This window comes from Massilia brevitalea (assembly GCF_030711405.1).
GTDB classification, from domain to species: Bacteria; Pseudomonadota; Gammaproteobacteria; order Burkholderiales; family Burkholderiaceae_D; genus Telluria; species Telluria brevitalea.
In genome coordinates this window covers 42,837-56,329 of sequence record NZ_JAULSI010000038.1, presented here as the reverse complement: position 1 = coordinate 56,329, position 13,493 = coordinate 42,837, and the positions used below count along the sequence as shown (strand labels likewise).

Genomic DNA, 13,493 nt, shown 5'->3' with positions numbered 1-13,493 from the left:
CAATCTTCTTCTTGCAAAACGGGTGGAGTCCATAGATACGGTCGCCACTGCAAGCAAAAGAATGGCGCAGCAGTCTCTCGGCAGCCGAAAAAAGGGCAAGACCTCGGCCTTGCCCGAAACGCCCCGGAGATTCAGGACCCGCAATCAAAGCTTCCCGCGCAGCCCCAGGAAGAACGTCCGCCCATTCGCATAAAACGCACGCGGCCGGTCCTTGTTCTCGGCATACATCTTGATGGTCTCGTTGGTGAGATTGAGCGCATCGAAGGTCAGCGTCAGCTGCTCGGTGAGCTTGACGTTCACCGAGGCCGCCAGCGAGGGCATGTCGTCCACGTGCTGGCTGGCGCCGCGGTCCACGCCCGCCTTGTAGGCCGAGCGGAAGCTGTAGGCCAGGCGCGCGCTGAAGCGGTCGTTCTCGAAGTAGCCGGTCAGGTTGTAGGTGCGCTTCGAGGAATTCAGCAGCTCGCCGCCGTCATCGAGCTCGCCGTCGGCCCAGGTGTAGTTGGCCAGGAAGCCGAAGTTGTCGTAGAGCGGCTGCTGCCAGCTCAACTCGATCCCCTTGTTCTTGCCGCTCGTGTTGAAGGGCGAGGTGATCTGGTACTCGGCCGGGGCGCTGCGCTTGTTGTTGTAGTAGGTGCCGGTGCTGGTGCCCTGGGCCACGATCGAGCGCAGGTCCATGTAGAACAAACCGGCCGACAGCGCCGCCTTTGGCGCGTAATACCATTCGGCCGAGACGTCGAAGTTGGTCGAGCGCACCGGGTCGAGGTTCACGTTGCCGCCGCTGCCGCTCAGGGCGTCGTCGTTCAGCGAGACCGAGCCGCCCAGTGCCGAGTAGTCCGGCCGCGCCATCGTCTTGGCCACGGCGGCGCGCACCACCAGATCAGGGCGCACGTCGAACTTCACGTTCGCGCTCGGCAAATAGTCGCGGTAGGTGCGCTTGAAGGTGGTCGGCGTGTAGGGGCCGAAGGCGGAACCCGTCACCGGGTTCGGGCCGCCCGGCAGGTTCACGACCGTGGTCTGCTTCGTTTGCACCGCGCGCAGGCCGATGTTGCCGCTCCAGCCATCGCCGCCCGCTTCCAGCATGCCGTACAGCGCGGCGGTCTTTTCGCCGACCTGGAATTCGTCCATCCAGTTGTGGCGCACGACGTAGTCGAGCAGGCGGTTGCCCGGCACCGCGCCCCAGGCGCCGAGGGCCGCGCCGTCGTATTTAAAATAGTTCGAGGACAGGTTGCCACCCAGGTCGTTGGCGAAGTCGGATGGGTACATCTGGCCGCTCCAGGCCGGGCCGGGATTGCTGAAGCCGACCGGGCCCGGGCGCGTTTCCAGCGGGTGCTCGGCAGTGCGTTCGTGGTCGGTGACGCGGGCGCCGAAGCGCACTGCGCTGAACAGGCCATCGCGCAGGCGCCATTCGCCGTCGACCTGCGCATACTTTTCCTGGTCCACGGACTGCGCTTCGCCGCCGCCGGCCCAGGCGGTGGAGCCCGGCGCCATGGTATTCCCGCCGGGGTAGCTCACGGTGGCCGGCGACAGGCCGTTCAGCGCGTACACCATGCCGCCGTCGACGTTGTTCTGGTAGTAGACGTCGTTGCGGTCGTAGCCCACGCCGTGGGTCTTGCCGAGCCGGCCGGACAGGCTCAGGTCGTCGTTGACCTTGAACTTGCCGTTGACGTCGAGGTACCAGGATTCGCCGCCGGCGTCCGGGCGGTAGATGTTGTCCACTTCGCCGTTGTTCACCGCGAAGCCGGCGCCGACCAGGGTGTTGTTGCGCACGACCGGGTTCTGCGGAATCTGGTTGGCGCTGTTGATGGAGTTGGCGGGCGCAGCCAGCCAGTTGGTGTTCTGGTGGTCGGCCTTCAGTTCCGAATAAAAACCGTTCACGTCGAGCGACACGCCGCGCGCCGGACGCAGCTCGACGTCGAAGGCGCCGCCGCTGCGCTTCTTGGTCTGCTCGAACAGCGAAGCGCCGATAAAGGTCGGCACCATCACGCCGGCCAGCGCCGGGTTGGCGACGGCCGCCGCGCTGGTGGCGCTGATCGGGGAGTAGCCGAGGATCTCCTGGCCGTCGCGCCGCACCGCGGCCTTTTCCGAGAAGCCCTGCAGCAGGAAGCCGGCGGTGCCTGCCTCGTTCTTCATCGCCACCAGGGCCGAGACGTGCGGCTTGGTCTTGCTCGACAAATCGTTGTAGTTGGCCTGGGCCGAGGCCTCGAAGGTGAGCGGCTGGCGGAAGTCGAGCGGCCGGCGCGTGATGACGTTGATCGCCCCCGAGACGCCGCCTTCGACCAGGTCGGCGGTGGCGCTCTTCTGCACCACGATCGAGCCGACCAGCTCCGACGGCAGCAGCGAAAAGCTGCTGGAACGGCCGACGTTGCCGCCGATCTGGTTCAGCAGGAACCAGTCGCCGGTGCTGATCGCATGGCCGTTGAACAGGGTCTGCTGCAGACTGGGGCTGGTGCCGCGCAGGCTGACGCGGTCGTTCTCGCCGAAGCCGCCCTCGCCGCCCGCCGACGACTGCGTGTTCACGCCGGGCAGGCGCTGGATGGCGTCGGCCACGTTCTTGTCGGGCATCTTGCCGATGTCCTCGGCCGTGACCACCTCGACCACCGAGTCGGCGTTGCGCTTCTGGCGCAGCGACTGTTCCAGCGCCGCGCGCACGCCGGTGACGACCACCGTCTGCATGGCCTGGTCCTGCGTTCCTTGCGCATCCTGCTGCGCCGGCTGCGTCTGCTGGGCATGCGCCTGCAATGCAGTGCTCGTTGCCAGGATCATGACTGCGGCCGCGATCGCGGTGTGCGTGGTGTGATGCCGTGCCATCAACTCGTTCATGTTCTCTCCAAAACAATCATGGTTTCGAGCCAACCCGGTCTCGAATGCGGTGGGCGCTGGAGCGCCTCTGTGTTGCGTATGGAGGGCATTGTGTCGCGAGTCGATGGGCCATGTTTGTCAAATCTTGCTGAGCGTGAGGCGCTGTCACATTCCGGACATGGGGCGTGCCAGAGGCCCGCTTTCAGCGCCGGAAGATCCAGAGGATGAGCGTGACGACGAGCGAAATGACGATGCAGGTCACGATCGGAAAGTGAAAGCCGAAGCCTTCGCGCACGACGTGGATGTCGCCCGGCAGGCGCCCGAACGGCAGGCGCCGCAGCCAGGGCCAGGCCAGGCCCGCTGCGAGAAACAGCGCGCCGATAAGGATGAGCAGACGTTGCATGGCGATGCTTTCCGGTGGTCGTAACAGGTTTATGCCGCGCATGCTACACCGGAGCGCCGCACAGTGTGCGCGCGCCGGTGTTGGTATTTCGCGTAGACTTTATCTCACCGTATCGACAAGTGATGGAGGTGTTATGGAAGCAACTTGGATCGTCACCGCGAACACTGGACGCGCGCGTATTTTTGCCGATGCAAAAGGCGCAGACAAACTCGAAGAAATCAACGACATGGTCAACGACGCCGCTCGCCTGCGCACGCAGGACACGGAAACCGACCGTTTGGGGCCGACCTCGGCCACGCAGAGCATTCACAATACTGGCGGCGCGACGCCGAACAAGCAGTACGAGCCGCACCAGACGCCGGCCGAGCACCAGTCGGAGCTGTTTGCGCGCAGCCTGTGCGACTACCTGCTGCAGGCGCACCAGCAAAACCGCTACAGCCGTTTGACCCTGGCGGCGGCGCCGCAGTTCCTGGGCCTGCTGCGTAAATTGCTCGACCCGCAAGTGAGCAAGCTGGTCACCGTGGAGCTCGACAAGGACTACACGCAGGTTGCACCGCACCAGTTGCGCGAACAAATCGCCGCGCACCAGCAGAAGGCCTGACCTTCCTGCGCGGGCAGCACCTGAGGCTTGCCCGCCTGCGTCCGGATACGCTGTCGTGTCCGAGGCGCCGCGTCCCGGCGGCTGCATGCGCGCCGGGCGCTATCGCAATCCATCGACCAGTTTACGCCTGCATGCTATTCGTGCGGCCGGGTTCGCCGACGCGAGCTACCATGAAGAGGTCGCCGATTTAACGAGGACCTCCATGAAACGTCGTCTCGCCCCTACCCTGGTCAAGGGCACCGTGCTCGCCTCCCTTATCGCCGTGGTCGGCATGAAAGCCTATGCCGCCGGCAAGGCCGCCGCCAGCGACCTGGAACCCGTTCGCAGCCTCGACCTGGCGCGCTACATGGGCGCCTGGTACGAGATCGCCCGCTACCCCAACCGCTTCGAGCGCGACTGCGCCGGCTTCACCACCGCCACCTACACCGCCATGCCGAGCGGCAGGGTCAAGGTAGAAAACCGCTGCCGCACGCCGGACGGCGGCACCGACGTCGCCACCGGCGTGGCGCGCCAGTGCGGTCCGAGCGATTCGCCGCGCCTGAAGGTGCGCTTCGCGCCGGCCCTGCTCTCCTTTTTGCCGCCGGTGTGGGGCGACTACTGGGTGATCGACATCGACCGCAACTACGAACTGGCCGCCGTCAGCGAACCGGGGCGCGACTACCTGTGGATCCTGTCGCGCACGCCGCAGGTGGAAAAGCGCACGCTCGACGCCTTGCTGGCGCGCCTGTCGGGCCAGGGTTTCGACATGCGCAAGCTGGTCTACACGCCGCAGGAATGACGCGCCGCAGCCATGCGCAGCCAGCCCATCACTATCACCCTTGGTGTTGACTGCACGACAAACATTCACCACATCAATATCTGGAATGGGAAATGTGAATTAGGAATTTGCCAGCACAGCGGCCAGAATAGGCCTCTCAGCTTTTCCGGCTTCACGATGCGGTCTCCAGCATGAACGATTCCAGCAGTATTCCGTCCCACCCAACATCCACGGGGGCGGCATGATCGTCCGCGACCGCCCGAATGGCCTGCGCCTCTTCCTCACCATGCGCGGCTCGATTTTGCCGAGCATCTGGAAAAGCCTGTTCATCACCACCTTGCTGGCGGTGATCGTCACCTGGACCCACGGCCAGCTGTGGCAGTACAAGGTCCACCTCACCATCATCCCCTTTACGCTGATGGGCCTGCCGCTGGCGATCTTCCTCGGTTTTCGCAACAACTCGGCCTACGACCGTTACTGGGAAGGCCGCAAGCTCTGGGGCGAACTGGTACTGCGCAGCCGGAATTTCTCGCGCGAGGTCCTGAGCCTGGTGGACACGGCGCCCGGCCACGAACACATCCGCGAACGCATGATCCGGCGCGCCATCGCCTTTGCTCACGCGCTTCGCCACAATTTGCGCCGCAGCGACCCGAGCGAAGACGTGGCGGCCCACCTGACCGAGGCCGAATGGGCCGTGCTGCGCCAGCGCCCGCACCTCGGCAACGCCATCATGCTGGAGATGGGCGCGGATCTCGCGCGCTGCCGCCACGCCGGCATGCTCGACAGCATACGCGCCGTTACGCTCGATGCCACCGTGTCGGCGATGGTCGCCACCGGCGCTTCCTGCGAGCGTATCAAGAACACCCCGGTGCCGTTTTCCTACACGCTGCTGCTGCACCGCACGGCGTATTTGTACTGCTTCCTGCTGCCTTTCGGCCTGGTCGATTCGATCGGCTACCTGACGCCGCTGGTGGTGGCGATTGTCGCCTATACCTTCTATGGCCTGGACGCGCTGGGCGACGAGATCGAGGAACCCTTCGGCGTGTCGCCCAACGACCTGCCGCTCGACGCCATTTGCCGCGCCATCGAAATCGACCTGCGCGATGCGCTCGGCGACCCCGACCTGCCGCCGCCTCTGCTGCCGGTCAATAACTGGCTGCGCTAAGAGCCTAAGCGGCCCTTCAAGCAACCTTACCAAGAAGACCCACGATGAACGACGACTACCAGGACCGAATCGGCTGTCCCCTGCTGCGCGAACGTATTGTCTCCGCCGCCGAAGCCGCCACCCACATCCGCGACGGCATGACCGTCGGCATGAGCGGCTTCACGCGCGCCGGCGACGTCAAGCTGGTGCCGGCCGCGCTGGCCGAGCGTGCGCGGCGCGAGCCGCTGCGCATCACCCTGCTCACCGGCGCTTCGCTCGGCAACGACACCGATAAACTGCTCACCGAAGCGCATGCATTGGCGCGGCGCGCCCCCTTCCAGGTCGACCCGGTGCTGCGCGCGGCGATCAACCGCGGCGAAGTGATGTACATCGACCAGCATTTGTCCGAGACGGTCGAAGTGCTGCGCGCCGGCCACCTGGGGCCGGTGGATGTGGCCGTGATCGAGGCGGTGCGCATCCTCGACTCGGGCGCCATCGTGCCCACGACGTCGGTCGGCAACAGCGCCAGCTTCGCGATCCTGGCCGAGAAGGTGATCGTCGAGATCAACCTGGCGCAGCCGCAAGCGCTCGAAGGCCTGCACGACATCTGGATTCCGAAGAAGCGCCCGATGCGCGAGCCGATCCCGCTGATGCATGCCGAAGACCGCATCGGCAGCACCGCCATCGCCATCCCGCCGGAAAAGATCGCCGCCATCGTGCTCACCAACCAGCCCGACAGCACCTCGAGCGTACTGCCGCCGGACGCCGAGACGGCCGCCATCGCGCGCCACCTGATCGAGTTCTTCGGCCGCGAGATCGGCGCCGGCCGCCTGGGCAACAGCCTGCTGCCGCTGCAGGCCGGCATCGGCACCATTGCGAATGCCGTGATGGCAGGTTTTGTCGACAGCCCGTTCGAGAACCTGACCATGTATTCGGAAGTGCTGCAGGATTCGACTTTCGATTTGTTCGACGCCGGCAAGCTGGCGTTCGCGTCCGGCTCCTCGATCACCCTGTCGCCGGAAAAAAGCCGGCAAGTGTTCGGCGAACTGGAACGCTATGCCAGCCGGCTGGTGCTGCGCCCGCAGGAAGTGTCGAACCATCCGGAAGTCATCCGCAGGCTCGGCATCATCGCCATCAACACCGCGCTGGAAGCCGACATCTACGGCAACGTGAACTCGACCCACGTCGGCGGCACGCACATGATGAACGGCATCGGCGGCTCGGGCGACTTCGCGCGCAACGCCTACCTGTCGATCTTCGCCACCAAGTCGGTCGCCAAGGGCGGCAAGGTGTCGTCGATCGTGCCGATGGTCTCGCACGTCGACCACACCGAGCACGACGTCGACATCATCGTCACCGAGCAGGGCCTGGCCGACTTGCGCGGCCTGGCGCCGCGCGAACGGGCCACCGTCATCATCGCCAACTGCGTGCCGGCGCCCTACCAGGACATGCTGCGCGATTACGTGCGCGAAGCGCAGGCGCGCGGCGGCCAGACCCCGCACGTGCTGGAACAGGCCTTTGCCTGGCACGAACGCTACCGCCGCACCGGCTCGATGCTGCCGGAAGCATAACGTTCCTTGTAGACAAAAGTGCTGCTTATTTGTTAAATAAACGTGGACATCACGCCACGTTTCCAAAAGATTGCTTGAAGGAAAAATAATTCTGGCTTGCCTGCGAGGGCAAACCTGCGAGAATGCGCTCATTTCCACTCAGCAATTTTCAAACCGCTGAGGCGACTTCTTTCTTTTCCGATCAAGACTCTTCATGAAACTCGACAATCTCAGAATACGTACGCTCCTCATGGCCGGTTTCGGCGCGATCCTGGCCGTGATGGTGATCCTCGTCGGCCTCGGCATCGCCCAGATGAACAAGGCGGACGCCCTGACCAAGAAGCTGACCGAGGAAAGCTTCTACCGCGCCTCGATGCTGCAGGAATGGCAGGCCATCATCGACACCAACGCCGCACGCACCCTGGCCGCGATCAAGCTGGCAGACGAAGCGGACGCCAAGTTCTTCCTGGACGCGATCAGCGTGTCGTCGAAGCGCTCGGACGTGCTGCGCGAAGACATCATGAAAAGCATCGAGGGCGACCCGCAGGCCATGGCCCTGTTCACCAACGTCGACAAGGAGCGCGACGCCTACCGCGTGGCGCGCAAGACCGCCCTCGAGAAGAAGACCGCCGGCGACCTGGAAGGCGTGCGCCGCTTCCTCGACACCGAGATGGTGCCGCGCGTGAAGTCGTACAGCGCCAGCCTCACGGCCATGGTGAAGTACCAGCAGGACGCGGTCGAAGCCGATTCGAACAGCATCGAAGCCGAATTCAAGGCCAGCCTGCGCCTGCAGATCGGCCTGGCGATTGCCGCCGTGCTGGCTGGCGCCGGCTTCGCCTGGTGGATCGGCCGCCGCATCTCGGCTCCACTGGACGCAGCCGTCAACGTGGCCCAGACCGTGGCCCGCGGCGACCTCACCAGCCGCATCGTCGCGCAAGGCAGCAACGAAACCGGTGCGCTGATGGGCGCCCTGCGCGACATGAACGCCAACCTGGTCGACATCGTCAGCCAGGTGCGCGTGGGCACCGGCACCATCGCCGAAGCCGCCGACCAGATCTCGGCCGGCAACCTGGAACTGTCGTCGCGCACCGAGCAGCAGGCCAGCTCGCTGGAAGAAACCGCTTCGTCGATGGAAGAACTGACCTCGACCGTGCGCCAGAATGCCGACAACGCCCGTGAAGCGAATGCCCTGGCGCAGACCGCCTCGCAGGTGGCCGGCCGTGGCGGCGAGACCGTCGGCCGCGTGGTGCAGACCATGGACGCGATCACCGAATCGTCGAAGAAGATCGTCGACATCATCGGCGTCATCGACGGCATCGCCTTCCAGACCAACATCCTGGCGCTGAACGCAGCCGTCGAGGCGGCACGCGCCGGCGAACAGGGCNGTCGAAGAAGATCGTCGACATCATCGGCGTCATCGACGGCATCGCCTTCCAGACCAACATCCTGGCGCTGAACGCAGCCGTCGAGGCGGCACGCGCCGGCGAACAGGGCCGCGGCTTCGCGGTCGTGGCCTCGGAAGTGCGCAACCTGGCCCAGCGTTCGGCCGGCGCCGCGAAAGAGATCAAGGAACTGATCGGCAACTCGGTCGACAAGGTCGAGGAAGGCAGCCGCCTGGTGTCGGACGCCGGCACGACGATGCAGGAAATCGTGCACAGCATCGGCCGCGTCACCGCCATCATGTCGCAGATCGCCATGGCCAGCGCCGAGCAGTCCTCGGGCATCGAGCAGGTGAACCAGGCCGTCGCCCAGATGGACCAGGTGACCCAGCAGAACGCAGCCCTGGTGGAAGAAGCGGCAGCCGCGTCGGATGCAATGCGCGAACAGGCGCAAGCGCTGTCGGCGCTGGTGTCGACCTTCCGCTTCGAGGAGCGTGCCGTGCAGGCGGCGGTGCAGTCGCTACGCGCCTCGGCGCCGGCTACGCGCCTGGCCTTGCAGGCCTGATGATTTGCCAGCACCGGCGCGGCCGGTGCCATCTTCAGCGCCGGGCGATGCCCGGCGTTTTTTTTGGGCGATGATCCGGGATCGTCACCGTTCGTTGTTGGCTTCGACGTACGGTGGGCACTCCGTGCCCACGCGGTTACGTGCGTCTCCTTTAATCGGCGGCCGCGATGATTCGCTCCGAAACGTCGCCATGTATGGAAACGCCAACGAGACGCTGTTTGCACGGCCAACAATGCTCACCGTTCCGCGTGGGCACGGGGTGCCCACCCTACGGTATATACTCTCCGCTTTGCTTTTCGTCTGTTCTTATGTCCCTGCCTCCCTGCCCCACCTGCCAGTCCACCTACACCTACGAAGACGGCGCCAACCTCGTCTGCCCGGAATGCGGCCATGAGTGGCCGGCGCAAGCCGCCGACGCCAACGCCGACACCGCGCGCGTCTGGCGCGATGCTTCCGGCAACCTGCTGCAAGACGGCGACACCGTCACCGTCATCAAGGACCTGAAACCGAAAGGTTCGGGCGGCGTCATCAAGCAGGGCACCAAGGTCAAGAACATCCGCCTGGTCGACGCCGACCACGATATCGATTGCAAGATCGATGGTTTTGGGGCGATGAGCCTAAAAACGGAATTCGTGCGCAAGGTATAACCGAAGCGTTCGCGAGACGCTGTTTGCACCGTCAACAATGATCATCGTTCCGCGTGGGCACGAAGTGCCCACCCTACGGCCGGGTTAGAACCCGGCCTCGCGCCTGAGCAGCGCCGCCAGCGAGCGCACGAAGCGCGCACCTGGCGCTTCCCAATTTCCGTCGATGACGACCTTGCCGCGCCAGGCGCGTCCCGCCAGCGCGCCGGCCGGCTCCTCCACCGTGAAGCTGACCCGGTACACGGCATGCTCCGGATACCAGGCGCCGTTGCGTTCGCGCGCCTGCACCGGGCCGCCCTGCGCCGTGGCCCATTGCGCGGCCCATGGCCCGCCCGGCAGCACGCGGGTGGCGTCGCGGTCGATGTTCGCCACCTTCACCTTCAGCACCGGTCCCGACAATCCCTCGGGATAGAAATGCGCGCTGTCGCCCACGGCCACGCGGCGCACGGTTTCCTCGTCGAGGTAGCTGCTCGCCTCGTGCGCGCCCTCGCCCACCAGCACTGCCACGCGCTCGTTGCGGCCGACCCAGACGCCGGGCGCCAGTTCCGGCTCGACGTCGCGCAGCACGCCGGCAAACGGTGCTCGCGGCGCGTAGCGCGCTTCTTCTTCGCCGAGCAGCGCCAGCTGGGCTTCCAGCGTGGCCAGCTGCTCGCGCAGCACGGCGCTGCCGGCGCGCTGCTCGGCGTCGAAGCTTGATGCGCCGATCTGCCAGCGCAGGCGCTCGGCCTGGGCGTCCAGCGCTTCGCGCCGGCTCTTCGATTCCGGCGCGGCAAAGCCGATCAACTGCTGGCCCTGCGCCACGCGCGCGCCTTCCTGGAACGGCAGGCTTGTTACCTGGGCATGCTCGGGTGCGTGCAGCGGGAACACCTGGGTTGGACGCAGCAGTGCGCCCGACTGCACGCGGGTCGGCCAGGGCACCAGGGCCAGCAGCACCAGCGCCAGTAGCACGATGAAGCTGGTGCGCGCGCGGCCGCTTCGCTTCAGGGGCGGGGCCAGGCTGCGCCAGACCTTGATTTCATTGGCAATGGGGCGAATCACGAACCAGCTCATCTCGATACAGAACAACAGGATGCCAAGGAGTTTGATGAAGAAGTGGTAGACCAGCACGGCGATGCCGAGGAAGAGTACCAGGCGATAGATCCAGACCGACCAGGCAAACGCGATCAGGCCCCAGTGCCGGCGCCGCGGGAAATACTCGGGCGGCGGCTCGCCCAACCCGAACAAACGCTCGCGCAGGTCCCAGCGCGCCAGCGCAAAGGCGCGCGCATGCAGGTTCGGTATGTCGAGCCAGTCCGACAGCACGAAGTAGCCGTCGAAGCGCATGAAGGGACTGGCGTTGATCGCCAGCGTCGCGATCCAGGTGGTGGTCGCCAGCGGGAAGGCCATCGCGCGCAGCAGGCCATCGGGCAGCAGGGTCCAGGCCAGCGTGGCCCAGACCGCGATCAGGAGTTCGGTGCGCACGCCGGCGGCGGCCACGCCCAGGCGCTTGCGTTTCTCGGGCAGGCGCCAGACGTCGTTGGTGTCGGTGTAGGGCACGGGCCACAGCACCAGGAAGGCCAGGCCCATGGTCGGCACGTGGCAGCCGTGGCGCTTGGCCGTCAGGGCATGCCCCAGCTCGTGCGCGCACTTTACGAAAGTAAGCGCCAGCGCATAGGCCAGGATGCCGCTCGGCGTAAACGAATCGGCCAGCGTGCTGCGGAACACGTCCCACTGGCGCCAGACCAGCACGCCGCCGACCAGCAGCGCCAGCAGCGTCAGGCGCAGGAAGCCGTTTGAGAACAGCCAGTTGAAAGAAGGCGCGACGCGGTTCAGCCAGGCGTCGGGCTTTACCAATGGGATGCGGAAGAACAGGTAGCCGTGCAGCAGGCGCGTGGCCAGGGTGCCGCCCGCCGCCTTGTGGCGCTCGGCCAGCGCGCGGCTGGAGGCCAGCGGGTCCGGGCGCAGCAGCTGGTTCTCCTGCAGGAACGCGAGCACGGCGGCCACGTCCTCGAGGGTGGCGTTCAGCGCCGTTTCCTCGTCCACGCTGCGGGCGATGGCGTCCGGCGCGCCGAGCTCCCAGCGGCGCAGGATTTCGAAGGTCATCCAGTCGATGCGGAAGAAGCCGTTGCGCACCGGGTCTTCCAGGGTCCAGCTGGGCTCGCCGCTGGCGAGGGCCGGCCCCGGATGCAGGTTCAGTTCCTCGCGCAGCGCGGGCAGCCTGAACACGGCAGGCTTGCCCGGATGCGCGCTAGGAGTCGGTGCCGCGGCGTGCATGATTTACCAGCCCAGCGTCTGGCGGATCGTCGCCAGCGGGCGGCGCAGCATCCAGTAGGCCATCGGCACCCAGGCGCCGGACAGCTTGGCCGTGCCCTTCAGGCCGACGCGCGCCGCCGTCTTCCCGGCCAGCTCCGCGCGCACGCGGTAGGCATAGCTGCCGTCCGGACGCGGCTGGGCTTCGTAGCCGACATAGCGCACCGTGGCCGCCACCGGATCGAGCGGATCCGAGGCCAGGTACAGGGTGATGCCGGCGCCCGGCTCCAGCGGAATGGCGTCGCCCAGCGGCAGCCAGGCCTCGACCTCGACGTCGCCCGGCGCGGCGATGCGCATCACGCGCTCGCCGGTGGCAACCGGACGGCCGATCCATTCGCTGGGGTCGTCGAACAGGGCGATGCCGTCGCGCGGCGCCAGCACGCGGGCGCGCTCCGACTGCCCTTGCAGGAAGCCGGTTTCGGCGCGCCTTTCCTCGATCTTGCCTTGCAGGGTCGCCAGCATGCCTTTCGACTTGCCGTCGTTCAGGGCCTGCTGCAAGGCTTGGCGGTATTCGGCTTCGGCCGTGGACAGGGCCTGCTCGGCCACGGCGGCGCGGCTCGCCAATTGCGCCTGGTCGAAGTCGAACAGCGGGTCGCCCTTCTTCACCGGCTGGTTCGGCTTCACGTGGAAGCCTTCGATCACGCCTTCCAGCGGCGCGCGCACGGCGGCCGGATTGGCCGGCACCAGTTCGCCCGGCGCCAGGATGCTCAGGCGCACCGGGCAGCACAGCACCAGCAGCGCGGCGACACCCGCTTGCACGGCGCGCCGGCGCCACCACGGCAGTTGTACTGCGCGCTCGTGCTCGCGGCGCAGGCGCAGGCGCGCCAGCAGCGCGCCCGGCGTGTAGCGCGGTGCGGCCGGACGCGCGCGCCAGGCATGGCGCAGGGTGTCGGCCCACTCGGCCAGCAGCGCCTGCTCATCGTCGCGCCAGGGCGTCTCGCGCGCCAGCAGCAGGCCGCCCGGAGCGATCTGCTGCGCCGCGTCGCCCGCCATGGGCAGCCACAGGGCGTAGGCCGGCAGCCATTCGCCCCACTCGGCGCCCTGCCCGCCTGGCGCATCCAGTGCAGTCACCTGGGCCGGTCCGGCCTCGCCCAGCGCCCCGCACAGCTTTTCCAGCCACTGCACATAAGGCGCATTCGCTTCGATCTGGACCACGCCCGATAAAGCGCAGACCCCACGGTCGGCGAACCACAGCGCCGCCTGGCGATAAGGCGCCAGCGCGTGGCTGCCGTTCACCGCCAGGAAGTCGAGTTCGACCGCTTCTCCCACGTGGCGCGCACGGTGCGCCAGGTCGACCAGCGCCGCCAGCGGATCGTGGGCCTTGTCCATCCTGTCCATCCGAATTACTCCGATCTACTCCGG

At 66.5% G+C, this 13,493-nt stretch carries 9 protein-coding genes and 1 pseudogene; 6 read left to right on the top strand and 4 right to left on the bottom strand.

The features are described from left to right. Window positions 1-144: 144 nt before the first annotated feature. Both QWL29_RS20900 and QWL29_RS20895 read right to left on the bottom strand, forming a co-directional pair. Window positions 145-2,820, bottom strand: a complete 2,676-nt coding sequence (locus QWL29_RS20900) for a TonB-dependent receptor (protein ID WP_305824805.1) — start codon at window positions 2,818-2,820, stop codon at window positions 145-147. A gap of 181 nt (window positions 2,821-3,001) precedes the next feature. Next, entirely contained in the window at window positions 3,002-3,202 is a 201-nt protein-coding gene (locus tag QWL29_RS20895; protein ID WP_305824804.1) for a DUF2905 domain-containing protein, read from the bottom strand. A gap of 133 nt (window positions 3,203-3,335) precedes the next feature. Here QWL29_RS20895 and QWL29_RS20890 point away from each other — a divergent pair, with 133 nt between their 5' ends. The 6 genes and pseudogenes from QWL29_RS20890 (at window position 3,336) to QWL29_RS20860 (ending at window position 9,845) form a co-directional block, all read left to right on the top strand. After that, window positions 3,336-3,803, top strand: coding sequence for a host attachment protein (locus QWL29_RS20890; RefSeq protein ID WP_305824803.1), 468 nt, complete (start codon window positions 3,336-3,338; stop codon window positions 3,801-3,803). Window positions 3,804-4,005: 202 nt separating this feature from the next. Beyond that, entirely contained in the window at window positions 4,006-4,581 is a 576-nt protein-coding gene (locus QWL29_RS20885; protein ID WP_305824802.1) for a lipocalin family protein, read from the top strand. A gap of 220 nt (window positions 4,582-4,801) precedes the next feature. Next, window positions 4,802-5,725 carry a bestrophin family protein gene (locus QWL29_RS20880; RefSeq protein ID WP_305824801.1) on the top strand — a complete coding sequence of 308 codons (924 nt, stop codon included), beginning with the start codon at window positions 4,802-4,804 and terminating at the stop codon, window positions 5,723-5,725. Window positions 5,726-5,769: 44 nt separating this feature from the next. Next, on the top strand, window positions 5,770-7,275 hold the full coding sequence (gene scpC, locus QWL29_RS20875) for a succinyl-CoA:acetate CoA-transferase ScpC (RefSeq protein ID WP_305824800.1): 1,506 nt from the start codon (window positions 5,770-5,772) through the stop codon (window positions 7,273-7,275). Between the two features lie 193 nt (window positions 7,276-7,468). Then, window positions 7,469-9,198: pseudogene (locus tag QWL29_RS20870) on the top strand (methyl-accepting chemotaxis protein); the annotation flags it as partial. 308 nt (window positions 9,199-9,506) lie between these two features. Further along, window positions 9,507-9,845 carry a zinc ribbon domain-containing protein YjdM gene (locus QWL29_RS20860; RefSeq protein ID WP_305824798.1) on the top strand — a complete coding sequence of 113 codons (339 nt, stop codon included), beginning with the start codon at window positions 9,507-9,509 and terminating at the stop codon, window positions 9,843-9,845. Window positions 9,846-9,929: 84 nt separating this feature from the next. On the opposite strand, the gene QWL29_RS20855 is transcribed toward QWL29_RS20860, so the two are convergent. Together QWL29_RS20855 and QWL29_RS20850 are read right to left on the bottom strand one after the other, a co-directional pair. Next, on the bottom strand, window positions 9,930-12,095 hold the full coding sequence (locus QWL29_RS20855) for a site-2 protease family protein (protein WP_305824797.1): 2,166 nt from the start codon (window positions 12,093-12,095) through the stop codon (window positions 9,930-9,932). 3 nt (window positions 12,096-12,098) lie between these two features. Further along, on the bottom strand, window positions 12,099-13,469 hold the full coding sequence (locus QWL29_RS20850; protein WP_305824796.1) for an efflux RND transporter periplasmic adaptor subunit: 1,371 nt from the start codon (window positions 13,467-13,469) through the stop codon (window positions 12,099-12,101). Window positions 13,470-13,493: the final 24 nt, after the last annotated feature.